The sequence below is a fragment of the Arthrobacter sp. 10T419 genome (assembly GCF_056394105.1).
The window spans coordinates 250,980-273,255 of the sequence record NZ_JBFTHF010000005.1 but is presented as its reverse complement, the minus strand read 5'-3'; the positions used below and the strand labels follow the sequence as shown (position 1 = coordinate 273,255).

21 protein-coding genes are annotated in these 22,276 nt (G+C 69.2%); 7 read left to right on the top strand and 14 right to left on the bottom strand.

What is annotated here, in order from left to right:
• Positions 1–131 precede the first annotated feature (131 nt).
• From AC1DBD_RS11330 to AC1DBD_RS11320, 3 genes are all read left to right on the top strand, one after another.
• Complete coding sequence (locus tag AC1DBD_RS11330; protein ID WP_441417375.1) at positions 132–1,460, top strand: nicotinate phosphoribosyltransferase; 1,329 nt, start codon at positions 132–134, stop codon at positions 1,458–1,460.
• On the top strand, positions 1,461–2,120 hold the full coding sequence (locus AC1DBD_RS11325; RefSeq protein WP_441417374.1) for an isochorismatase family protein: 660 nt from the start codon (positions 1,461–1,463) through the stop codon (positions 2,118–2,120).
• Between the two features lie 80 nt (positions 2,121–2,200).
• Positions 2,201–2,548 (top strand): hypothetical protein, encoded by a 348-nt coding sequence (locus tag AC1DBD_RS11320; RefSeq protein ID WP_476982115.1) that lies wholly within the window; start codon positions 2,201–2,203, stop codon positions 2,546–2,548.
• 96 nt (positions 2,549–2,644) lie between these two features.
• On the opposite strand, the gene AC1DBD_RS11315 is transcribed toward AC1DBD_RS11320, so the two are convergent.
• From AC1DBD_RS11315 to AC1DBD_RS11280, 8 genes are all read right to left on the bottom strand, one after another.
• On the bottom strand, positions 2,645–4,426 hold the full coding sequence (locus AC1DBD_RS11315; RefSeq protein WP_476893320.1) for a DEAD/DEAH box helicase: 1,782 nt from the start codon (positions 4,424–4,426) through the stop codon (positions 2,645–2,647).
• A 191-nt stretch (positions 4,427–4,617) separates the two neighbouring features.
• Positions 4,618–4,929, bottom strand: a complete 312-nt coding sequence (locus AC1DBD_RS11310; RefSeq protein WP_441417371.1) for a DUF3039 domain-containing protein — start codon at positions 4,927–4,929, stop codon at positions 4,618–4,620.
• Positions 4,930–5,000: 71 nt separating this feature from the next.
• Entirely contained in the window at positions 5,001–5,783 is a 783-nt protein-coding gene (gene nagB / locus AC1DBD_RS11305; RefSeq protein ID WP_476982114.1) for a glucosamine-6-phosphate deaminase, read from the bottom strand.
• A gap of 52 nt (positions 5,784–5,835) precedes the next feature.
• Positions 5,836–7,407: a transporter gene (locus AC1DBD_RS11300; RefSeq protein WP_476982113.1), complete on the bottom strand. Its 1,572-nt coding sequence runs from the start codon at positions 7,405–7,407 to the stop codon at positions 5,836–5,838.
• Positions 7,389–8,162: an ABC transporter ATP-binding protein gene (locus tag AC1DBD_RS11295; RefSeq protein WP_441417368.1), complete on the bottom strand. Its 774-nt coding sequence runs from the start codon at positions 8,160–8,162 to the stop codon at positions 7,389–7,391. Before AC1DBD_RS11295 ends, AC1DBD_RS11300 begins: the two co-directional genes overlap by 19 nt.
• 26 nt (positions 8,163–8,188) lie before the next feature.
• Positions 8,189–9,289: an NADH:flavin oxidoreductase/NADH oxidase gene (locus AC1DBD_RS11290; protein ID WP_441417367.1), complete on the bottom strand. Its 1,101-nt coding sequence runs from the start codon at positions 9,287–9,289 to the stop codon at positions 8,189–8,191.
• Positions 9,289–10,299 carry a co-chaperone YbbN gene (locus AC1DBD_RS11285; protein ID WP_476982112.1) on the bottom strand — a complete coding sequence of 337 codons (1,011 nt, stop codon included), beginning with the start codon at positions 10,297–10,299 and terminating at the stop codon, positions 9,289–9,291. The genes AC1DBD_RS11290 and AC1DBD_RS11285 overlap by 1 nt, the downstream gene beginning before the upstream one ends.
• Before the next feature lie 113 nt (positions 10,300–10,412).
• A complete protein-coding gene (locus tag AC1DBD_RS11280; protein WP_476982111.1) occupies positions 10,413–12,236 on the bottom strand; it encodes a DUF8094 domain-containing protein in 1,824 nt (607 codons plus the stop codon).
• A 337-nt stretch (positions 12,237–12,573) separates the two neighbouring features.
• On the opposite strand from AC1DBD_RS11280, the gene AC1DBD_RS11275 reads away from it, so the two are divergent.
• A complete protein-coding gene (locus tag AC1DBD_RS11275) occupies positions 12,574–13,749 on the top strand; it encodes an AI-2E family transporter (protein WP_441417859.1) in 1,176 nt (391 codons plus the stop codon).
• Positions 13,750–13,760: 11 nt separating this feature from the next.
• Here the strand turns inward: AC1DBD_RS11275 and AC1DBD_RS11270 are convergent, their stop codons facing one another.
• Both AC1DBD_RS11270 and AC1DBD_RS11265 read right to left on the bottom strand, forming a co-directional pair.
• Positions 13,761–14,555, bottom strand: a complete 795-nt coding sequence (locus AC1DBD_RS11270) for an alpha/beta hydrolase (RefSeq protein WP_476982110.1) — start codon at positions 14,553–14,555, stop codon at positions 13,761–13,763.
• Positions 14,556–14,617: 62 nt separating this feature from the next.
• Entirely contained in the window at positions 14,618–14,992 is a 375-nt protein-coding gene (locus AC1DBD_RS11265; protein ID WP_476982109.1) for an ATP/GTP-binding protein, read from the bottom strand.
• Positions 14,993–15,084: 92 nt separating this feature from the next.
• On the opposite strand from AC1DBD_RS11265, the gene nucS reads away from it, so the two are divergent.
• From nucS to AC1DBD_RS11250, 3 genes are all read left to right on the top strand, one after another.
• Positions 15,085–15,780, top strand: coding sequence for an endonuclease NucS (gene nucS / locus AC1DBD_RS11260; RefSeq protein ID WP_175322880.1), 696 nt, complete (start codon positions 15,085–15,087; stop codon positions 15,778–15,780).
• A gap of 34 nt (positions 15,781–15,814) precedes the next feature.
• Positions 15,815–17,044, top strand: a complete 1,230-nt coding sequence (locus tag AC1DBD_RS11255) for an N-acetylglucosamine-6-phosphate deacetylase (RefSeq protein ID WP_476982108.1) — start codon at positions 15,815–15,817, stop codon at positions 17,042–17,044.
• 303 nt (positions 17,045–17,347) lie between these two features.
• Positions 17,348–17,551 (top strand): cold-shock protein, encoded by a 204-nt coding sequence (locus AC1DBD_RS11250; protein WP_011692441.1) that lies wholly within the window; start codon positions 17,348–17,350, stop codon positions 17,549–17,551.
• Between the two features lie 154 nt (positions 17,552–17,705).
• Here the strand turns inward: AC1DBD_RS11250 and AC1DBD_RS11245 are convergent, their stop codons facing one another.
• Genes AC1DBD_RS11245 through AC1DBD_RS11230 form a run of 4 tightly spaced genes read right to left on the bottom strand, consistent with a single transcriptional unit; the run spans position 17,706 to position 22,276 of the window.
• A complete protein-coding gene (locus AC1DBD_RS11245) occupies positions 17,706–20,213 on the bottom strand; it encodes a bifunctional lysylphosphatidylglycerol flippase/synthetase MprF (RefSeq protein WP_476982107.1) in 2,508 nt (835 codons plus the stop codon).
• A complete protein-coding gene (locus tag AC1DBD_RS11240; RefSeq protein WP_476982106.1) occupies positions 20,195–21,544 on the bottom strand; it encodes an alpha/beta hydrolase in 1,350 nt (449 codons plus the stop codon). The genes AC1DBD_RS11245 and AC1DBD_RS11240 overlap by 19 nt, the downstream gene beginning before the upstream one ends.
• A 5-nt stretch (positions 21,545–21,549) precedes the next feature.
• Positions 21,550–21,981, bottom strand: a complete 432-nt coding sequence (locus AC1DBD_RS11235) for a DUF2550 domain-containing protein (protein ID WP_441417359.1) — start codon at positions 21,979–21,981, stop codon at positions 21,550–21,552.
• A gap of 10 nt (positions 21,982–21,991) precedes the next feature.
• Positions 21,992–22,276 (bottom strand): F0F1 ATP synthase subunit epsilon, encoded by a 285-nt coding sequence (locus tag AC1DBD_RS11230; RefSeq protein WP_104172348.1) that lies wholly within the window; start codon positions 22,274–22,276, stop codon positions 21,992–21,994.

Below are 22,276 nucleotides of genomic sequence, written 5' to 3'. Positions count from 1 at the left end.
GGCCCACACCGGCGAGGGCCCCGCGGCGAAGCGAAGCGAGACGTGGGAGCCGGTGGGTGGGCCCACACCGGCGAGGGCCCCGCGGCGAAGCGAAGCGAGACGTGGGAGCCGGTGGGGACTAGAGTGAATTTGTGAGCACCTCAGCTGGCTGGGACCATCCCCGCACGTCCCTGTACACCGACCACTACGAGCTGACCATGCTGCAGGCCGCCCTGCATTCCGGCGCCGCCCACCGCAAGTCGGTGTTCGAAGCCTTTGCGCGGCGACTGCCGGACGGCCGGCGCTACGGGATCGTGGCGGGCACCGGCCGGCTGCTGGAGGGGATCGCGGACTTCCGCTTCGGCGACGCCGAGATCGACTTCCTGCGCCGGACCAAGGTGGTCAACGAGGAAACCCTGGAGTACCTGGCCAATTTCTCCTTCTCGGGCGACATCTGGGGCTACGCCGAGGGCGAAGCATATTTCCCCAACTCCCCCATCCTGATCGTCGAATCCACCTTCGCCGAGGCCTGCATCCTCGAAACGTACATCCTCTCGATCCTCAACCATGACAGCGCCATCGCGTCCGCGGCCTCCCGCATGATCACGGCCGCTGGCACCCGGCCCTGCGTCGAAATGGGCTCCCGCCGGACGCAGGAGGAATCCGCCGTCGCGGCCGCACGCGCCGCCGTGATCGCCGGCTTCGACAGCACCTCAAACCTCGAGGCCGGCCGGCGCTACGGGATCAAGACGGTGGGCACCGCCGCCCACTCCTTCACCCTGCTGCACGACACCGAGCGCGAGGCTTTTGAGGCGCAGATCGCCTCGATGGGTGCCGGCACCGCGCTGCTCGTGGACACCTACGACGTCGAAGCGGCCGTCCGGACCGCCGTCGAACTGGCCGGCGACAAGCTGGGCGCGGTCCGGCTGGATTCCGGCGACCTCGTGGCGCAGGCGCAGTGGGTCCGGCAGCTGCTCGACCAGCTGGGCAACGAGAACACCCGGATCATCGTCACCTCGGACCTCGACGAATTCGCCATTGCCGCACTCCAGTCCGCCCCGGTGGACTCCTACGGCGTCGGCACCTCGCTGGTGACCGGCTCCGGCGCTCCGACGGCGAGCATGGTCTACAAGCTGGTCAGCCGCACCGACGACTCCGGCGCGTTCGTTCCGGTAGCCAAGGCGGCCAAGAACAAGACCAGCAAGGGCGGGCGCAAATACGCGCTGCGCAGGCTCAACGAGCGCGGCACCGCCAGCCAGGAAATCGTCGGCATCGGGCACCACCCGGACGACGACGGCAACGACCGGCAGCTGTTGCAGCAGTTCATCAAGAACGGCGAGCTGCTGCCCGGCTGGACCGGGCCCGAGGGCGTCGTTCGGGCGCGGCAGCGCCACGCCGACAGCATGAAGGAGCTCCCGGCCGTGGTCAACCGGCTCCAGCGCGGCGAAGCAGCCATCCCCACCATCTACGAGGAGGACTGAATGTCACGTGCCTTGATCATCGTTGACGTGCAGAACGATTTCTGCGAGGGCGGGGCGCTCCCGGTCGAGGGCGGAGCGGCCCTGGCGGCCGAGATCAGCGAATACGTCGACGCCCACCACGGGCAGTTCGACCACGTCGTGGCCACCCAGGACTGGCACATCGAGCCGGGCGCGCACTTCTCGGAGCAGCCCGACTTTGTCGACAGCTGGCCGCCGCACTGTGTCGCGGGCACCCGCGGCGCGGAGCTGCACCCGGACCTGGACACCGAATACATCCAGGCCTACTTCCGCAAGGGACAGTTCACCGCGGCCTACTCGGGCTTCGAGGGGCTGCTGGCCCCGGACGACGCCGTCCCCACCGGCGACCGTGCGCCCGGTTCGCTGCCGATGGGCGGCGCCGTCGACGCCGGTGCCGCAGCCGGCAGTGATCTCGCCGCTGGCGAGGATGCCATCGGCCTGGACGACTGGCTGCAGAGCCACGACGTCGAGGAAGTGGTGGTCGTGGGCATCGCCACCGACCACTGTGTGAAGGCCACCGCCCTGGATGCCGTCCAGGCCGGCTACTCCGTCACCGTGCCGCGCGGGCTCACGGTGGGGATCGCCGAGGATCTCGACGACGCCTTCGCCGAGATGGAGTTCGGCGGCGTCGACATCGCCTGAGCTCGTCGCCGCCTCGAGCCGCACAGTAGACTCGAAATCCTTGCCAGTAACGTCGGACCCGTAAATTCCCGGAGTACACCATGAAGAAGACCCTGACCGTCCTGATCGCTGCCGGTACCCTGCTCGGTGCAGCCGCCTGCACTGCCACCCCGCAGATGACCAGTGAGGAAACCTGCGCCCGCATCAAGACCATCACCTCGTCGCCGACGTCCAGTTCGGACAAGTTCGGCATGACGCGGCTGGCCAACCAGATTCGGCCCATCGAGGCGAAGGCCTCCGAGGAGTTGCAGGCCCCGCTGCAGTCGATCCTGGACTACCTGGATGAGGCCGCGAAGAAGGACTCCGACTCGGCCAAGCTTGAGGAGCTGAAGGCCGAGTACACCGCGGCCGGCCAGAAATTCTCCCAGACCTGCGGCGCCGCCCAGTAAGGCAGGGGCGGCGGCATTAAAAGGGACCGGTTACCCCGGTCCCTTTTTTGTGGCGTGTTTTGCCCTGCGGGCCGGCGCGGCCGCAGCTTCCGGCGGCTACTTCCGGCCGATGAACCAGTCCTGAAGCTTCCGCAGCCGCGTCTGCAGCTGCTCTTCGTTGGCCTGGGCGACGGCCGGGCCGCCGCACACGGTCCGGAGCTTGGTGTGGATGACGCCGTGCGGGGTCCCGGTCCGGGCGGACCAGGCCGCGACGTTCTTGGCCAGCTCGGTGCGCAGGTCCATCAGCATTCGGTGGTCCGGCACGGCCGGCACGGCCTCGGCGGCGGCTTGGGGGGCCCGCTTGTTCTTGCGGTTGAGCTGTTCATGCTGGCGCTGGCGCAGCAGGGTGCCGACCTGTTCGGCGTCGAGCAGGCCGGGAATCCCGAGGAAGTCCAGCTCGTCCTCCGAGCCCACCTCGCCGCCGGTCCCGAACTCGCCGCCGTCGAACAGCACGCGGTCGAAGGAGGCCTGCGAGTCGAGCGCCTCGAACTTGCCCTTCATCAGGGTGTCGGAGGCTTTCTCCTCGCGGTTCGCCTCGTCCATCAGCGAGTCCTCGGGATTGAACAGCCCGTCGGCGTCTTCCTTCTCCGGCCGGTCCAGGGCATGGTCGCGCTCGGCTTCCATGGAGTTCGCCAGCGCCATCAGCTGCGGCACGGAGGGCAGGAACACCGAGGCCGTCTCGCCGCGCTTGCGGGCACGCACGAAGCGGCCCACGGCCTGGGCGAAGAACAATGGGGTCGACGTAGAGGTCGCGTAGACGCCGACGGAAAGCCGCGGGACGTCCACGCCTTCGGAGACCATACGGACCGCAACCATCCAACGCTTGTCGCCGGCGGAGAACTCCTCGATCTTGCTGGAGGCCTTCGCGTCGTCGGAGAGGATGACGGTGGGTGATTCGCCGGTGATTTTCTTCAACTGGCCGGCGTAGGCCCGCGCGTCGTCGTGGTCGGTGGCAATCACCAGGCCGCCGGCGTCGGGCACGGTGCGCCGCACCTCGCTGAGGCGCTTGTCCGCCCCGGCCAGCACGGCCGGGATCCATTCGCCGGCCGGGTTCAATGCCGTCCGCCAAGCCTGGGACGTGATGTCCTTGGTGACCGCGGCTTCGCCCAGGGAGGCGGCCATCTCGTCCCCGGCGCTGGTCCGCCAGCGCATCTGGCCGGAGTAGGCCATGAACATCACCGGGCGGACCACATGGTCGCGGAGGGCCTTGCCGTAGCCGTAGGTGTAGTCGGCCTTGGAGCGGCGGATGCCGTCGCGGTCCTCGGCGTACTCGACAAACGGGATCGGCGAGGTGTCCGAACGGAACGGGGTACCCGTCAGGGACAGGCGCCGGGCCGCGGGATCGAAGGCCTCGCGCAGGCCGTCACCCCAGGACAGCGCTTCGCCGCCGTGGTGGATTTCGTCGAGGATCACCAGCGTGCGCGCCGCCTCGGTCTTGGCCCGGTGCAGCATCGGCTTGCTGGCCACCTGGGCGTAGGTGACCGCGACGCCGATGAAGCCGCGGCCGTGCTGGCCGTCAGCGTTCTTGAAGTTCGGGTCGATCGCGATGCCGACCTTCGCGGCAGCGTCGGCCCACTGGCGCTTGAGGTGGTCTGTCGGGGCCACAATCGTCACCCGGTTCACCACGCCGGCCTCGATCAGCATCGAGGCCACGCGCAAAGCGAACGTGGTCTTGCCGGCTCCGGGGGTGGCGACCGCCAGGAAGTCCTTGGGGTGGCTGCCGAAGTAGCTGTCCAGTGCTTCCTGCTGCCAGGCGCGCAGCTTCGGGGCGGTACCCCACGCGGCCCGCTCGGGATACGCGGGCGGCAGCACGGGTCCGCCAAAGAGTGTCTCTGTCACTTAGGAGTCCTCCCCTCCGCGCACGTCAGCCGGTTCCGGAGAAACCCAATTAAGCACAAAAACACCAATCTTTTTCGGATGAACCGGACAGCAGGAACGCGGCGGATCCCGCAGCGCGGGGCGGCAGCGCCGGCACGGCGCCGGCAGCCCCAACGGACCCAGCCGGCTGCGGGTGGCCTAATTCGATGGCCCTATTTCCCGGAGTCTCCGCCGTCGCCGCCCGGGCGGAGGCCCTCGTAGACCTCTTTGCACTCCGGGCAGACCGGGAACTTCTTCGGATCCCGGCCCGGCGTCCACACCTTGCCGCAAAGGGCTATGACGGGTTCGCCCGACAGCGCGGATTCCATGATCTTTTCCTTGCGCACGTAGTGCGAGAAGCGCTCCCGGTCGCCCGGCTCCACTTCCTGGCGCAGTTCCTCGCGCTCAATCGTAGCCGTCGACGTCCCGGCTCCGGAGAGCTCACGCATCGGGTCGTTTTCGAGGGGATCCGTCATGCTGGTCATGACATCCATCTTAGCCGCTGGTACGGACGGAATCTCGACGGCGGATTCCAGCGTGGGACGGATTGCCGTCGTTACATGCCCTGCCAGCGCGGCTTGCCGTCGAAGCTGTGCCGGTAGTAATCGGCGAGTCGGAGCGAGGAGGCCGCCGCCTCGTCCAGGAGGACGGAGACGTGGGGATGCAACTGCAGGACCGACGCCGGGCAGATGGCGGCCACCGGTCCCTCGGCGAAGTCGCGGACGGCCTGTGCCTTCTGCGCGCCGGTGGCGAGGAGGATCACATGCCGGGCGTCCAGGATGGTCCCGAGGCCCTGGGTGAGGACGTGGTGCGGCACCTCAGCCAGGCTCCCGAAAAAGCGGGCGTTGTCCCGCCGCGTCTGCTCGACCAGGGTTTTGATCCGGGTCCGGGACGCGAGCGAGGACCCCGGTTCGTTAAAGCCGATGTGGCCGTCCGTGCCCACCCCGAGGAGCTGGAGGTCCACTCCCCCGGCGGCCCGGATCGCGTCCTCGTACGTCCGGCAGGCCGCGGGAATGTCGCCGGCCTCCCCCTCGGGTCCGCGGACGTTGTCCGGGCTGATGTTCACGCGGCCGGTGAATTCGCGCCGGATGACTTCGCGGTAGGACTCGGGGTGCCCCGCCGGGAGCCCGACGTACTCGTCCAGGATGAAGGCCCGGGCACGGCTGAAGTCGAGGCCGCCGCGCTCATGCCGCTGTGCGAGCTCCTCGTACACCGGCAGCGGCGACGATCCGGTGGCCAGGCCCAGGACGGCGTCGGGCTTGCGCCGCAGCAGGGCCTCGATCGCGTCGGCGGCGAGCGCGGCAATCGGCCTGCTGCCGGCAAGGATCACGACTTCCATGACGGCAGGCTATCCCACTCCGGCCCGCACGGGCCCGGGCCGTCAGACCCGGTCAGCGGTTGACGGCCAGCTGCGCCAGCAGTTCCGGGGTGCGCGAATCAAACCATTTGCCGCCCAGCCGCACCCCGGCGATGAACAGCGCGAAGCCCAGCACCGGGCCGAGGAGCAGGCAGATCCAGCCCGGCACGGCGCTGCCGCCCGCGAGCTGCAGCGTCACCAGCGCCAGCTCCGGGCTCACCAGCAGCAGCAGCACCGCCATGCCGCCGAACTGCACGGCAAGGGTCTGTGCCACGTTGCCCGGCGGCTTCTTGAACGGGCTGTCGCCGGGCAGCGGCACGGGCACGGTGTAGCGCGCCGAGACCACAGAGGACAGACCCAGCCCGGTGAACAGCACCCCCAGGGCCAGGCCCAGGATGCCGGGCAACAGCGACCAGTCGCCGGTGAAGAACATCGGCAGGACGCTGAAGGCCAACACGACGGGCAAAGCGAAGACCAGGCACGCCACGGCCCTTCCGAGCCTGTCGTGCAGGCCGCGCACGCCGGCCGAGACGTGCAGGGCAAAGGCCGTGCTGTCGTAGGAGACGTCCGAGGCGATGGACCAGGCGAGCAGGAAGGCGGTCAGCGGACCGACGAACAGCAGGATCCCGTAGAACCCTGTCTGGCTGGCCTGGAAGAAAAGCAGCACCGGCAGCAGCGGCACCACCACCAGGGCGCCGGCGTAGCGTGGATCGCGCAGCCAGTAGCTCAGCGAGCGCGCAACAATGGCCCCCGTGGGGGTGGCCGGAACCAGGGCGAACAGCCCCAGCCCTGATGCCTTCTTTTTGGCGGTCCCGGCGTAGGGCGGTGTGACGAGCGCGCGCTGCAGCAGGAACTTCCAGCACAAGGCAAGGGCAGCCAGGGTGGCGGCGGCGATGAGCAGCTTGAGCGCGGCCGGACCAAAGTGGCCGGCGGCAAGCTCTCCACCGAGGGCCCAGGCTGCCCCGGCGGGCGTCCATTCGAGGACCCGCGCCAGCTCAGTCACAAACCCGGCGTTGCCGGCGATTCCGCGGGCGACGCCGGCCACAATTGGCCCCATCAACACCAGCGGGATCAGGAACGCCACCGCGCTGACGTCCTTGAAGCGCCGGGAACTGGCCAGGCTCACCGTGCCGGCAGTGACCACCTTGGAGAGCACGACGCACGTGAGCACGCCGAGGACCGCGCCGGCCAGGGCACCGGCCGCGGCCAGGAAGCCACGGGACCAGGTGCCCACGGTGGCTAGCGCCACGAGCGTCGTCGCCGCCCCCGGAATGCCGATCAGCCCGGCCAGCGCCAGTCCTGCCAGCAGTTGCGGCATCGGCACGGCAAAGGTCGTGAACCTGGCCGGGTCCAGCGTCATGTCCGCGGCGGACGCCACAATCGGAATGACCGCCCAGCCCAGGACCGCGGCGGCGCCGCCCAGCACCACCACCGTCTGCGCCGTCGCGACGTCGGCCTGGCGCAGGAGCAACAGCCCGGCGACGCCGAGCCCCACAATGCCCAGGGCGTACAGCGCCCCGATGCCCAGGCCCACCAACTGCCAGGGGCTGCGCCGGAGGCTGTTGCGCAGCAGGGTGAGCTTGAGCCTCAGAAGGTGCGCAACCATTCCAGCCCTTCCGTATGGCTGCGGCCGCCCACCAGCTGGACAAAGCGGTCCTCAAGCGACTCGCCCGCGCGCACCTCGTCCACGCTGCCGGCGGCCAGCACCCGGCCGGCGGCCACGACGGCGACGTGGTCGCACATCCGCTGCACGAGGTCCATGACGTGGCTGGAAACGATCACCGTGCCCCCGGACGCGACGTAGCGGTCCAGGATGTCACGGATGTTGGCGGCGGAGACCGGGTCCACCGATTCGAACGGCTCGTCCAGCACCAGCAGCCGGGGCGCGTGGATCAGCGCCGAGGCGAGGGCGATCTTCTTGGTCATGCCGGCGGAGTAGTCCACCACCAGCGTGCCGGCGTCCTGGCTGAGGTCCAGTGCGGCGAGCAGCTCCGCCACCCGCGACGCCACCACCTCCCGGTCCATGCCGCGCAACAGGCCCGCGTAGGTCACCAGCTGCTCGCCGGTCAGCCGGTCGAAGAGCCGGACCCCGTCCGGCAGCACCCCCATCAGCTTCTTGGCCTCCAGCGGGTGCTGCCAGACATCTACCCCGTGGACCAGTGCGGTGCCGAAATCCGGCCGCAGCAGCCCGGTGGCCATCGACAGCGTTGTGGTCTTGCCGGCGCCGTTGGGGCCGACGATCCCGTAAAAGGAGCCGGCCGGGACGTCGAGGCTGATGCCGTCGACGGCGATCTTGGTGCCGAAGCGTTTGGCCAGCCCGCGCAGGGCCAGCGCCGGGACGTGCGGTTGTTCGAAAGTCATGACGTTAGACTAACCGCCGCGGCCGCCTAAAACGTGTGCCGCGGGATGGCCCGTTCGTACTGCGGCGGCCAAGCCAGCTCGTGGCCCAGTTCGAAGGCGGCACGCAGCCACCAGTGCGGGTCCCGCAGCGCGGCACGGGCGATGAACACGCCATCGGCCTGCCCCGTGGCGACGGCGTGCTCGGCCTGTCCTGCCGAGGTCAGCAGCCCCACAGTCCCGGTCCGTACACCGGCTTCGCGCCGGATCCGGGCGCTGAATCCGGTCTGGTAGCCGGGGCCGACCGGGATCGACTGGTGCGCCACGGCCCCTCCGCTGGAGACGTCCACGAGGTCCACCCCGTGTTCGCCGGCGGCGCGGGCCAACCGCACCGAGGCTTCGGCGTCGATGCCGCCGTCGGCCCAGTCGGAGGCGGAGATCCGCAGCAGCAGCGGCATCGAGTCCGGGATGACGTCCCGGACGGCGTCGATCACTGCCAGGGTCAACCGGTTGCGCCCGGTCTCGTCCCCGCCCCAGCTGTCGGTCCGGTCGTTGACCAGCGGGCTCTGGAACTGGTGCAGCAGGTAGCCGTGGGCGCCGTGGATCTCGATCGTGTCGAAGCCGGCGCCGACCGCCCGGACGGCGGCGGCGGTGAAGTCGGCGATCACGCCGTCGATCTCTTGCTCTGTCATGGCCGACGGCGGGGCGTAGCCGTCGAAGGCGCCGGTGCCCGGGCCCAGGGTGTTCCAGCCGCCTTCGGAGGCGGGCACGGTGCCGGATTTGCCGGAGAACGGCCAGTAGGAGGAGGCCTTGCGCCCGGCGTGCGCCAGCTGGGTCCCGATCTTGGCGTTCGCGGACCCGTGGCGGTGCACGAAGGAGACGATCCGCTCCCATGCCTCGGCCTGGGCGTCGTTGTAGAGCCCGGCGTCCCGGGGGCTGATCCGCCCGGCCGCGTTAACGGCGGCCGCCTCGGTCAGGATGAGGGCGGCTCCGCCGGTGGCGAAGGAGCCGAGGTGCATCAGGTGCCAGTCGTTGGGCACGCCTTCGCCGGTGTCGGGTTCGCAGCTGTACTGGCACATCGGCGAGACCCAGCCGCGGTGCTCCAGCCGCAGCGAGCGCAGCTCCAGCGGGGTAAACAGCGCGGAGCCCACTAGAACAGCACCCGCGCGAGGTTCTGCCGGGCCTTGGCGACGCGGTCATCGGAAGTTCCCACCACGTCGAAAAGCTCCAGCAGGCGCACCCGGGCGGTTTCCCGTTCAGGGCCGAAGTTCCGGCCGATGAACGTCACGATCCGGCCCAGGCCGTCCTCGACGTGGCCGCCGGCAATGTCCAGGTCGGCGACGGCGAGCTGGGCCTCCAGGCTGTCCGGCTCCTGGGCGGCACGGCCGCGGAGTGCGTCCGTTTCCGCGGCGGACAGTGCCTGCAGGCGGCCCATGAGCTCGACCTGCGCCAGACCGGCCTTGGCCTCGGCGTCGGCGGGCATCTCGGTCAGCGCCTGCCGGTAAGCCGCGGCAGCGCCGGCGTAGTCGCCGGCCTCGATGGCGTCGAACGCCTTCTGGTGCAGCGGTGGCAGCGGCGGAGCCTCGGGCTCGGCGGCCCCGGGTCCGCCGGCTCCGATCCGGCCGGTCACGCCGTTGGCCCCCGCAACCTTGAGGAGTTCGTCAAAGAGGCTGCGCACCTGCTGCTCCTCGGCGCCGCCCTGGAACAGCGGCACGGGCTGGCCCTTGACCAGCGCGACGGCGGTCGGAACAGCCTGCACCTGGAACGCCTGCGCGAGCTGCGGGAAGGCTTCAATGTCGGCGGCGCCGAGGACCAGCCGGCCCTCGTAGCTTTCGACGATCTGCTCCAGCACATCCACGAGCTGCGCGGACCCGGACGAGTAGTTGGCCCACAGCGCAATCACCACCGGAACCTGGGCGGAAAGGTCCACGAGCTCCTGGAAGTTGGCCTCGGTGACGTCCACGCGCAGCGGCGCACCGGCGGAACCGCCCCCGGGTTCACCGGGGGCCGTGCCGGCAGCCCCCGGGGCCGGCGGCCGGCCCGCCCCGGCGCCCGCCGGCGGCGCGGGGCGCTGCTTCAGCGAGGAGAGGTCGACGGCGCCCCGCAGATTGAGCGGGTTGGCTGCAGCTGGAGGGACCGGGCGGGAAGCTGGCGAAGTCATAGCTCCACTCTATCCACTACGCCCCACGCAGCAACGACCGGGCCGCGATTGCGGCCCGGTCGTTGCGGTGTGGCTCCGGCCGGGGTGCCGGACGGACAGTGTCCGGCTGGAGGCTACTTGATTTTTGCCCCGACCAGGCCGCGGGTGGCGGCAACCAGTTTCATCGGATCCTTGGAGCCGGTCGGCGGGACGTAGACGGCCACGGCTTCGGCGAAGCTCAGGACCATACCCGTGCTCGTCTCCTTGCCTCCGGCCAGGGCCGCGGCGTCGTTACCGATCGTCAGCTTGTCGCCGGAGTTCTTCGGCGTCCCGTCGAAGGCGAAGTCCAGACGGCCCAGGACCAGGGCGCCGCCGTCGGCAGTGCGGAACACCACGGTGTCCTCAGGAACAACCTTGTGGCTGAAGCTGAACTTGCCGTTCGTGCCCGACTTCACCACGTCCTTCTGGTACGCCAGAGTGTCAGCAATGTACGGCGAGGACTGCCCCTCGGTGAGCTTGTCCTTGAAGCTGGAGTCAGCCTTGGTCAGCCGGTCGGCCAGCCCGGACAGCGCCTCCTGGCCGCTGTACAGCAGCCCGGACTTGTCCGAGGCCGCCAGGGTTTCGGTGCCCCCGCGGTTGATACCCGGGAAGGTGGTGCCCGGCTGCAGCGGGGTAGCCCCGACCAGCTTGTAGTTCTCCCGCGGGGAGGCCTGCACGAGGGTCAGCAGCTGCGGGACCACGTTGCCGTCGCCCTGCGTCACCGCCATGACGGACCTCGGCCAGTCGCGCTTGTTGCTGACCACTGTGGTGAGGAGCTTCGTGGCGCGCACCGGCATCCGGGGCTCGTAGCTCCCCACCTTGGAACGGATCTTGTAGTTCTGCTTGCGCACCTCAAGCTCGGTCGCCCCTACCCGGGGCGTGAGCTTGGCGGCGTCCTTGGCCGCGTCGCCGGCGTCGACGGCGCTGGCGACCTGCTCAAGGATGCGCCGGAACTGCGCGTCCAGCAGGACCGGAGCATCGGCATCCTGGCCTGCAGCCGAGGGCGAGGAACTGCTCGGCGAGGGCGAGGGAGCCTGGCTGGCCTGCGCCGCGACGCCCGTGCCCGCTACCGCGGCGGCGGTCAGCAACGCTACCGCAACGCCGGAGCGGCGGCGGAAGGCTGACGGGGCAACAACGCGTTCAACACTGCTGTCGCGGGCCGGGGCGGCGCCCGGGGCACCGCCGGCTTCCGTGGCAGCGACCTTTGCCTTAGCCTTAGCCCGCGCGCGCTGTGCAAACAAGCTGCCCTTCGGAGTGCCCCCGCCGGAGCCGCCGGCTGCACCGCCGTCGCCGGCGTTGCCCTTGTTGTCCCGCGCCGGCTTGATCAGGAGCAAGGCAGCGCCGGCCAGGATCAGCAGGCCGCCCAGGACCATGAACGGAACGGCCCAGGGAGTGGACGTGTCGTTCGGGAACGTCATCGAAATCGACGAGGGGGCGGGCTTGGAGCCGTCCGAGGCGAGCAGCAGCGCCCAGTCCCCGTCCGCCGGCGCCGTCCAGGAGTAGTCCAGCTCGCCATTGGCGTTCTCCGTCGTGACCCACAGGTCGGAGCCTGCCGGGGACGGCGCCTTGGCGTCGCCGTCGGCGTGGTCAAGCTTCAGCGACTTGCCGTCGTCCGAGACACCGGAAACGGTGTTGTGGGCGGTCTTCCCAACCCACGCATCGACGTCGTCCGGCCGGCCGGCGGCGAGGATGAAGTTGCCCTCCCCCTTGACGTGGATCTTCACCGTGCCGCCGTGCAGGGTTCGCAGTTTCTCGTCGAAGACGGTCAACGGGGCGGCGGTGCCGCCCGTGGGTGCGGTGGCGGTGACGGTCTCGGCCGGAGCCCAAACCGTCTTCTGGCCGATTCCGGCCAGCAGTGTCAGGAGGCCGAGCAGCACAAGTGCGACTGCAGTCTTGAAACGCAAAATATTACCTATCATCAGCGGACACGTAGCTTTAAGAGTAACCGTTTTGTTACCTGAGAGTCAGATCGGGGTCTTTGTCAAGCCCCTCAGCGGCCTCATGAGGCGCTGCTGGCCCGCCAGTTCGCAAGGCTGCTGATAGTGTTTGCGGTGATCATCACACCCGGCCCGCAACCGCGGTTTTGCAGGGAATTTTCCGAGAAAAAGGGCCTTCAACGCAGTGACTGAACCCACGGATGTGTCCCCCGCAGGACACCCCGCAAGCCAGGAATCCGCCAGCCAGCCACACGGCCCGCACGAGCCGGCCCCGCAGCCCTCGACGCCGCGCGCGGCCGCGGCGGGCTTCCTGATTTCGATGGCGCGCCGCCTGCGGCAGCCGCTGCCCGGCGCCCAGCCGCGCCTGCGTTTCGAGATGCCGCCCGAACACGACGAGGAAGCCGCACCCGCCCCGGACAGCGAGAGCACCGCAAAGTTCGGCGCTCCCGGTCCGCGGATGTCGTCCCAGCACCCGCTGTACGTCGGCTTCATGGGGACGGTCGGCGTGGGCGCGGCCCTGCTGGTTTACTGGATCGGCTCCAACACCACCCAGCTGCTGCTCTGGATCGTCACCGCACTGTTCATTGCGCTCGGCCTGGATCCCGTGGTGCGCTGGCTGGAAAGCAAAAAGGTGCCGCGGCCGGCCGGAATCCTGGTCTCCGTCGCCGTGCTGGCGCTGGCCGTCACCGGTTTCTTCGCCACGTTGATCCCCACCATCGTCCAGCAGGTGACGCAGGTCGTCCAGGAAGCGCCGCACTGGATCCAGGACTTCATCGACTCCGACTTCTTCCGCACGGTGGACAGCCAGTTCGGCGTGCGCGACCGGATCAGCCAGGAACTCGAGAAGTTCGTCAACAACCCGGAGGCCATGAGCGGCATCTTCGGCGGCGTCGTCGGGTTCGGCTCCACCGTGGCGAACGGCCTGTTCGGCGCCCTGATCGTCCTGGTCCTCAGCCTCTACTTCCTCTCGGCCATGCCGGCCATGAAGAAGTGGGGCTACCGGCTCGCCCCGCGGTCCCGCCGCGCGCGCGTCGAGGCGCTGTCCGAGGAGATCACCGGATCGGTCGGCAACTACGTGATCGGCCAGGTCTGCGTGGCGCTGCTGAACGCCACCTTCGCCTTCATTGTGATGTCGATTGTGGGGGTGCCGTTCGCCCTGCTGCTCGCGTTCGTTGTGGCCCTGCTCGCCTTCATCCCCCTGGTCGGCGGCATGATCGCCGGCGTCCTGGTCACCCTGATCGCCCTCACCGCGGGCTGGCAGACGGCCGTCGTCTTCGCGATCTGCTACTTCGCCTACCTGCAGTTCGAGGCGTACTTCATCTCGCCGCGCATCATGCAGAAGGCAGTCGCAGTCCCCGGCGCGGTCGCCGTGATCTCGGTGATCGCCGGCGGCAGCGTCCTAGGAGTGCTTGGCGCCCTGATCGCCATCCCCACGGCCGCGGCGATCATGCTGCTGGTTAAGGAAATCTTCATCGTCCGCCAGGACAAGCACTAGCGTTTACCGGCTCAGGCGTGGGCGGTGGCCACCGGCCCTGCCCACTCCTCGGGCAGGGCACTGCTGCCGCCCGGGAGCACCTCGGCCACGATCTCGTTGAGCACCCGGCCGGCGTACTTCTCCCCCACCCACAGGTGCTTCGCGCCGTCGACGCCCACGACGTCGGCGTGCGGCACCAGGCTGAAACGCTCGGCGGCGGCCACCGGCTGCAGGTAGTCGTCGTGCTCCGGAACCAGGACCTTCAGTGGCTTGCCGGAGGCGGCCCACTCCTTGAGATGGACGTCCGTGGCGCGGTGCAGCGGGGGCGAGAGCAGGATGGCGCCCTCGATTTCGGAGGCCACAGGTTCGGTGGCGCCGTACATCAGTGCGAGTTCGGTGCCAAAGGACCAGCCGACCAGCCAGCGGTTGGGCAGCCCGCGCTCGACGGCGAAGCGCACCGCCGCCTCCACGTCGAGCCGTTCGCCGATGCCTTCCTCAAAGGAACCCTGGCTGGTTCCGCGCGGTGAAGAGGTCCCGCGGGTGTTGAACCGCAGCACCGCGATGCCGGCGAGGGCCGGAAGGCGGTAGGACGCCTTCCGGTAGACGTGCGAGTCCATGAAGCCGCCGTGGGTCGGCAGCGGGTGCAGCGTAATCAGGGTTGCCTTGATCTCCCCCGACTCGGGAAGCGCCAGTTCGCCAACCAGCCGGTGTCCGTCCGCGGTGCGAAGTTCCACGTTTTCGCGGTGCGCCGGCAGCACGGTCGATGCACGGATTGCGGTGGGCGCGGTGGGCTGGCTGAACACATAGGACGCCGGGTCGAAAGTCATGCCCTCCAGCTTAGCGAAACCGGGCACGGTTGGCCGTTTCAGTTGGCCCCCTGCGAAGCTGCTCAGCGGTACCGGTAGCTGCGCGAGGTCCAGCAGTTCGAGTGCCAGTGCCGGCGCTCGGCCAGGCCGGCGGCCGCGCCAAAGATGTGGTCCTCGGACCAGACGACGAGGTGCGCGGTGCCCGGCGGCACGGCGGTGAAGCATCCGGGGCAGATGTAGGTCTTTCCGGCCCGACTGGCGGAGATCGAGCGGACTATCCATTCGCCGTCGGGGGCGCTCTCCCGCCTTGCGATCCCGGTCCGGGCGCGCTCCAGGTCCAGTTCCGGCGCGGGTCCGGCGGCGTGCTTGCCGGCGCCCTTCCCTCCGCCCTTCCCTGCGCCCTTCCCTGCGGGGGTGTGGCCCGACGCGGCTCGGCGGGGTCGGTTGGAACGGGGCATGACTCCATTCTGCCCCAGCCCGGCCGCTCCCCCGCCACCAGGCGGCCGCCGCGGCTCCCGGGAGCACCGCATCAGGCGGTAGTGTTGACCGGGTGCGTTTAGTCATAGCCCGTTGCTCCGTTGATTATGTCGGCCGGCTCAAAGCCCATCTTCCGCTCGCCACCCGGCTCCTGTTGGTCAAAGCCGACGGTTCGGTCCTGGTCCACTCGGACGGCGGATCCTACAAGCCGCTGAACTGGATGAGTCCTCCGGCCAGCCTGCGCGTCTCCACGCCGGACGAGGTCGACGTCGAAGTCGGCGTCATCGAGCAGTGGACCGTGCAGTCCGCGAAGACCGACGACCGGCTCATCATCAACATCCACGAACAGCTGCATGACACCTCCCATGAGCTGGGCCAGGACCCCGGACTGATCAAGGACGGGGTCGAGGCGGACCTGCAACGGCTGCTCGCGGAGCAGATCGAGACCCTCGGCGCCGGCTTCTCACTGATCCGCCGCGAATACTTCACCGCGATCGGCCCGGTGGATATCCTGGCCCGCGATGCCAACGGCGCCACGGTGGCGATCGAACTCAAGCGCCGCGGCGACATCGACGGCGTCGAGCAGCTCACCCGCTACCTTGAGCTGCTGAACCGCGATCCGCTGCTGGCGCCGGTGCGCGGCATCTTTGCCGCCCAGCAGATCAAACCGCAGGCCAAGGTGCTGGCGAACGACCGCGGCATCGACTGCGTCACCCTGGACTACGACGCCATGCGCGGCGTCGACGACAGCGAGTCCCGGCTCTTCTAGGGCCCTCCCGGCTGACCCGCCCTAGACTCTGAGCATGAACCTCACCCCGGCCGGCCGCCACCTGCTCTACGGCACGCTGGTCAGCGATGGTGCCGTGCAGCACGACGCCGTCCTGGCCGTGGCGGGCGGACGGATCGCGTACGCCGGCCCCGCCGCCGGATTCAGCCCAGGGACCGCCGGGTTCGGTGACGCGCCGGCCCCGGAGCTGCCGCCCGGCGCCCTCATCCTTCCGGGACTGGTGGACCTGCACTGCCACGGCGCGTACGGCGGCGACTTCCCCGGCGGCGCGGAGGCCCCGGCGCGGCGTGCCATCGACTTCCTGCACCGTTCCGGGACCACCACCCTGCTCGCCAGCTTCGTGACCGCCTCCCGGGAGTCGCTGCTGCACGGAATCGCCCTGCTCGCCGGACTGAGCGAGGAGGGCCTGCTGGCCGGAATCCATCTGGAGGGCCCCTTCCTCGCCGCGGCACGGTGCGGTGCGCAGGACCCGGACTTCCTGCGCGATCCCGATCCGGGACTCGTCGCCGAGCTGGTAGCCGCCGCACGCGGCACCCTCGCCACGATGAGCTTCGCCCCCGAGCTTTCCGGAGCGGACGGACTCGTCCCGATGCTGGCCGGGCACGGGGTGGTCCCCTCGCTGGGCCATACCGACTGCGACGACGCCACCGCCGCGGCGGCGCTCCGCTCGGCGGCGGCGGCACTGCGCACCTCGTCGTCCGTGCGCGGCACGCGGCCCACGGTGACCCACCTGTTCAACGGCATGCCGCCCCTGCATCACCGGGCACCGGGCCCTGTCGCCGCGTGCCTGCGCAGCGCCGCATCCGGCGAGGCCGTGCTTGAACTGATCGCCGACGGCACGCACCTGGACCCGGCCATGGTCGCCACGGTGTTCCAACTGGCCGGCGCCGCGAACATCGCGCTGGTGACCGATTCGATGGCCGCCGCCGGCCTGCCCGACGGCGCGTACAGCCTGGGCCGCTCCGCCGTCACCGTCTCGGCCGGCGTCGCCCGCCTCGACGCCGGCGGCGCCCTCGCCGGCGGCACCGCCACGTTGCTCGACGTCGTCCGCCGCACCGTCGCCGCCGGTGTGCCGCTGCCCGACGCCGTCCGCTCGGCCACGGCGGTCCCCGCCGCGGTCCTCGGGCTCGGCGCCGAACTGGGCTCCCTGCGCGGCGGGCTTCGGGCCGACGCCGTCGTCGTCAATTCCGGACTCGGCCTTTACCGCGTAATGCGCTGCGGGGAATGGCTGGCACCGCTTTCCTAATGTGTCTTTCGGCGCAGCGGCGGTTCCGAACGCTTTCTGCGGCCGGGATCTCGTTCATGAACTCTTTACATAAAATTTCTGGAATTATGCGCCGGGCCCGTTGACCTGACGCAGGCGGCATGAAATTCTTGTACCAGTCTTTGTGTAGGTGTTTTTCATGCTCGCAAGACATGTTGCGAGCGTGAAGCTCCTGCCGCCAAGGCCCGGTCAATCCGGGCGGAAGCCAAGGTTCTTCTCGCAGAGTGACCAAGCCCGGTGCAAAGTGCGCCGGACTTCTTCAAGATCCACAATGAGGAGAATTAAATGGCACAGGGAACCGTCAAGTGGTTTAACGCTGAAAAGGGCTTCGGCTTCATCACCCCGGATGACTCCGATGGCGATGTCTTCGTTCACTACTCCGAGATCCAGACCGGCGGATTCAAGACCCTCGACGAGAACCAGCGCGTTCAGTTCGAGATCGGCCAGGGCGCCAAGGGCCCCCAGGCTACCGGCGTCACGCTGGTCTAATCTCTCCGGCAATACTGCTTCCGGCAGTACCGCTGCACGAATGATCCCCGGCATTATTGCCGGGGATCATTTCTTTGCGTTTGACCCCTCCGGCGGCAGCATTGTTTGCGGGGATTCCCCTAAACGGCAGGCGGATAATGGCACCGGCTCCGAATTAGCGCACCAGCGTGCGGAGCAGACGCGCACTCTGGCGGACTGAAAGGTCGGGAAGGTAAGCGCGGCTCAAAGCGCGCCCCATCGCCGGCAGCTGCAACGGATCCTGGTAGTACAGGTAGAGCGTGCGGTAATCCGGTTTGAACCGCGATTTGAACGTGGCCAGGGAACGGAATCCGTAAGCCGGTTCCAGCGCACGGCCCACCACGTCCAGAATTCCGGCGAGCCCCTCGCTGTCGCGCGGCCCTCCGTCGCCGTCTCCCCGCGCCCCCTCCCTGGCGAGCGGGGAGCCGGAGAGCGAGATCACTTCCACCGAGTCCCGCAGCTCCAGCACGGCAGAGGCGATCAGGAACTCCATCACGCCGGGGAAGGCGTCACCGCGGCGGCGCATGACGTCCAGCGTCCAGCTCACCACCCGTCCGCCGTCGTAAACCGGCAGCCAGCTGGTGACCCCGTGCACGCGGTCCTCGGCGTCCACGGCAACGCAGCACAGCACTTCTTCGTCTTCGAGCTCGTCGAGGCTGCCCAGCGTGAATCCCATCTCCGGGACCGACTTGCCGGCCGCCCACTCTTCTGAGACCTCGCTCAACTGGGCACGCAGCGAAGGGGGGAATTCCCGATAACGGCCCCAGACCGCACGGACGCCGGTCTTGGCCGCCCGGTTCAGCGCCGTCCGGACGTTTTGCCATTCCTTGCCTTTGAACTCCAGTTCGCGGACCGCCAGTCGGGTCTCCAGCGCCACCGCAACCCTGCGGACGCCGCGGCCCTGAAGCAGGGGCCACAGCTCGTCCGTGCAGGAATAGAAGCACGGGATCAGCGCGTGCTCGGTGCAGTAGGACAGGAACAGCGCGGCAGTTTCCTCGCGGTGCGATGCCGGGCCGAAAGGTCCCGCCACCGTCAGCGCGACGTTGCCGTGCTGCTGGTAGGCCACTCCCCCGCGGCCCTCGGGTGCAAACCAGTACGTGTTGGGTGCCCAGAGCGCCATCCAGGACAGTGAGTCGCCGCCTTGCCGGATGAGGCCGCGGGCCCTTTCCCGGTCCTCGGCCCCCGCATCCGTGCCGTGGTGGCGGCGCAGCAGCACCAGCCAGACCCCGGCCAGCGCCACGACCCAGAAGATGATGCCGGAGGAGGCGAACAGGAAAGCCTCGGCCGCGTTGCGGTTCTGGAACACGCGGTTGTAGATGCCGGGAATGGGCAGCGGCAGGTACTGCCGGGCGAGCTCCGCGGCGAGTCCCAGCCAGCCGCCGTCGCGCTCCAACCCGCCCGAGGCAAACCATGCGGCGCCATAGCCCCCGGCGAGCACCAGGAAGGTCCCCGCCACCGTCAGCGCGAGGATGCGGCGGGCCCGCCGCGTGGTTTCCACCCGGAACAGGCGCCGGTTGGCGAACAGCAGCAGCACCAGGCCCAGCGGCACTGCCACGAGTGGCAGGACGTGGACAAAGCCGGAACCCATTATGGCCGTGTGCGGCCGGCCGGGATAGTGCGGAATCCGGGCAAACAGGGCCAGGTAAACGGCTGCCAGGGCGGTAACACCCAGCTGCACCAGGATCGCGATCCGCAGTGCGAGCCGGCGCCCGTGCCGCATGCCGTCGGCGCAAATCAGCAGCAGCACCACCGGCACCACGGCCAGGGCCAGGCCGAGGGGTCCGGCGTACCCCTCCCGCCCGGCGCTGAGGCAGGTGATGTCGACGCCGCCTCCGCAGTTCTGCTCCAGCTGGTTCAGCGTGGGCAGCGGATTCAGCACCACGTCCCGCAGCAGTGCCAGCGGCCCGGTGGGACTTCGCACCGCGGCCGTGATGATGGGGCCCACGGCGAAGATCGCCACCGTCAGCGCCAGGAGGTTGCGGGTCTCCCGGCCGGTGGAGCGGTGGCGGTGGAGCGTCCCCTTGTCTCCCTGGATCCACCAGCCGGCCATGAGTCCGGACAGGGCGCCGGACAGGCCCACCACCGTTTCCGCGTGCCCCACATACAGCACGAGCAACAGCGACCCGGAGACGACGGCGGTCCGCAGCCGCCGCTGCCACAGCGCCGGCAGGAGGGCGCCGGCCGCGAGGGCGACGGCAAGGATAGCCGCGTACGGGCCGATCAGCCGGTCCCCGGCCATCGGGCCGAGCCAGCCGTCGCCCGCAAAGAGAGCGAGCTGGGTGACGAGCAGGAACAGCGTCACCGCGGCGAACTGCCCGGCAAAGAAGAAGACGGCTGTGCGCAGGGTTCCGAGCTGCCGTTCGGCGAGGCCCAGCAGCCCCAGAACCATCAGCGATGCCGCGAGGTAGGCCAGGGGGTTGGTCGCGAAGAACAGCGAGCTGAACATGGTCCACCACAGTCCGCCCTGCAACCCGGGGGCACTGACCGAGGCCACCTCAAGCAGTGCTTCCGGCGGGCCGGTCAGGAAACTGCCGGTAGCTGCGCCGACTCCCAGGAACGCCGCCAGAAAGGCCAGCGAGAAGGGAATCCCCTGCAGGTAACGCCCGATCCGGCGAATGGCGTTCCTCACTTCTTGATCCCCCATCGCGGGGCCAGGAAGTCGAGGCCGGCGGACAGTCCCTTGGCAGCGACCGTCCAGGAATGGCCCGTGCGTGGAATCACCTGCTCGTCGACGGAGAACCCGGCCGAGCGGGCGGCACTAGCCAGCACGCCCATGTACTCGATGAACTCGGGATCCCGCTCGCCGGCTCCGAAGTAGAGGGCGTTGCCGTCAAAGCGGCGCTGCTGCATGAGGTGCAGCGGCGTCTGCCGTTCGAAGGCCGCGGTGTCGCCGCCGAACGACGCCTCGATGGTCTTATGCCGCTCCTTGGCGAGGGCGGGCTCCTGCTCGCTCGAAAACGCCAGTGCCGCGCTGTAAACGTCAGGGTGCCGGGTCGCCATTTGGACGGCGCAGGTGGCGCCGAAGGAGAACCCTCCGGCCGCCCACTTCCGCGGATCCGGGTCCACATCGAACGTCGCGCGGATCCATCCGGGCACATCCTCGGCAAGGAAGGTGTCCGCCTGCGCGATTTGGCTGTCCATGCAGAGGACGTTGCCGTTGGGGGTGCCGTTGGGATCGACCACGATGACCACGGGGGCCACTCCGTGGTGGGCTGACGCGAAGCGGTCCATCCGGCTCCGCAGGGCGCCGCCGGTGACCCAGTCGGCAGGGCTTCCGGGCTGGCCGGAGAAGAGCACCAGCACAGGAAGTGCCGGGCGCGGTGAGGCCTGGTAGGCGGGCGGCAGATAAACGTAGGCATCCCGGCTGCGGAAGCCGGACACGGTGCCCGGGATAGAGGCCTTGCGGACAAGGCCGCCCGCGGGAAGGGTTGCCCGCGGTGTCCACCCGGCCAGGCCGACGGTGGCGGGCTCCCCGGCCTGGCGCTGGAGTCCGGCTTCCAGAGCCGGGATCCGTGCGACGGCGGTCCCGGTGAGGTCGCTCACGGTGTGGTTCAGCCCGAAGTAAGCGTTGATCTGGATCGCCGAAAGCGCGAGCACACCGGCAAAGGCGGCCGCGGCTGCCGTCACGGCCACCCTGCGGCGGCGGGCCGGACGTGGACGGGACCGCCACACGGTCCAGCCACGGTGGAGCGCCAGCAGCAGCGCGGTGACGGCCGGGACGGACCAGGCGAGGACCTCGGGCGGGAGCACGTCCGGAAAGAGAGCGAAGGGGTAAACGAGGAGCCAGTGAACGCCGAGCACCAGCGCGAGGGAAAGTAGGAGGGCAGCAGGCGGCACGGCCCAAGCCTGGCGACCGGGCGCGCGCTTCCAGCCGCTGTGCGGCCGGATCAGGTACAGCATCCCAACAACCCCGGCGGCGCACGCGGCCCATAGGACCGGGCCGTCGTCGATCCGGATGCCCTCGGCGAAACCCACCGGGACTAGCGCCAGGTGCCGACGCCGATGACCGGACCGGCCTCAAGCCACGAGGAGAGGCCGGTGTAGGCATCGAATCTCATCGCGAGCAGCACGTCGCGGCCCTCGTAGCGCAGTTCGACGATCACGGTTTCCGGCTGCACCTTGACGAGTTCGACTTCGGTGGGCTCGCGGCGCCCCAGCAGCTCAAGGGAGCTGCGGCGGAAGGTATGTTTCGGCCGCACGCTCAGCGAGGCAAGCCGGAACCATTCCAGGTCGTTGTCCTGATAACGACAAACCCCCATCTGCCAGCTGTTTCCAGCAATGCAGATAGAGGCGTCCACCGTGCCCAGGGCGCGCCGCAGATTGAAGCGGCGCACCCCGGAAAGGCACAGTGCAAAGACCAGCAACGCAAACACGGTTGCCAGGACGATGAACGGAAAACCAGTAACGTTCATCAAGGTCGGGCTAGCGGATCCCCGCAGTAGCCGCGTCGCCCATTTGGGCGTTGTCAGCAACAATGACGACCCTGTTGTTGTCGACGGAGAAGAACCCGCCGTCGACAACTACAGCAATGCGGTCACCGGACACCGGCTCAATCGCCAGTTCACCTTCGGCCAGAATCGCCAGCAGGGGCGAGTGGCCGGGCAGGATTCCGATTTCACCATCGCTGGTGCGGGCCTTGACCATCTTGGCCGCTCCGGACCACACGAAGTGGTCCGCTGCGACAATCTCAACCTCAAGCTCAGCCAT

Coding starts and splice junctions, on each gene's coding strand:
- AC1DBD_RS11245 (WP_476982107.1), bottom strand. CDS start 20,213: ATGGGGGATCAAGAAGTGAGGAACGCCATTCGCCGGATCGGGCGTTAC.
- AC1DBD_RS11320 (WP_476982115.1), top strand. CDS start 2,201: ATGAAGAAGACCCTGACCGTCCTGATCGCTGCCGGTACCCTGCTCGGT.
- AC1DBD_RS11230 (WP_104172348.1), bottom strand. CDS start 22,276: ATGGCTGAGCTTGAGGTTGAGATTGTCGCAGCGGACCACTTCGTGTGG.
- AC1DBD_RS11285 (WP_476982112.1), bottom strand. CDS start 10,299: ATGACTTCGCCAGCTTCCCGCCCGGTCCCTCCAGCTGCAGCCAACCCG.
- nagB (WP_476982114.1), bottom strand. CDS start 5,783: ATGGAAGTCGTGATCCTTGCCGGCAGCAGGCCGATTGCCGCGCTCGCC.
- AC1DBD_RS11235 (WP_441417359.1), bottom strand. CDS start 21,981: ATGAACGTTACTGGTTTTCCGTTCATCGTCCTGGCAACCGTGTTTGCG.
- AC1DBD_RS11295 (WP_441417368.1), bottom strand. CDS start 8,162: ATGACTTTCGAACAACCGCACGTCCCGGCGCTGGCCCTGCGCGGGCTG.
- AC1DBD_RS11325 (WP_441417374.1), top strand. CDS start 1,461: ATGTCACGTGCCTTGATCATCGTTGACGTGCAGAACGATTTCTGCGAG.
- AC1DBD_RS11310 (WP_441417371.1), bottom strand. CDS start 4,929: ATGACCAGCATGACGGATCCCCTCGAAAACGACCCGATGCGTGAGCTC.
- AC1DBD_RS11250 (WP_011692441.1), top strand. CDS start 17,348: ATGGCACAGGGAACCGTCAAGTGGTTTAACGCTGAAAAGGGCTTCGGC.
- AC1DBD_RS11255 (WP_476982108.1), top strand. CDS start 15,815: ATGAACCTCACCCCGGCCGGCCGCCACCTGCTCTACGGCACGCTGGTC.
- AC1DBD_RS11275 (WP_441417859.1), top strand. CDS start 12,574: ATGGCGCGCCGCCTGCGGCAGCCGCTGCCCGGCGCCCAGCCGCGCCTG.
- AC1DBD_RS11265 (WP_476982109.1), bottom strand. CDS start 14,992: ATGCCCCGTTCCAACCGACCCCGCCGAGCCGCGTCGGGCCACACCCCC.
- AC1DBD_RS11270 (WP_476982110.1), bottom strand. CDS start 14,555: ATGACTTTCGACCCGGCGTCCTATGTGTTCAGCCAGCCCACCGCGCCC.
- AC1DBD_RS11300 (WP_476982113.1), bottom strand. CDS start 7,407: ATGGTTGCGCACCTTCTGAGGCTCAAGCTCACCCTGCTGCGCAACAGC.
- AC1DBD_RS11280 (WP_476982111.1), bottom strand. CDS start 12,236: ATGATAGGTAATATTTTGCGTTTCAAGACTGCAGTCGCACTTGTGCTG.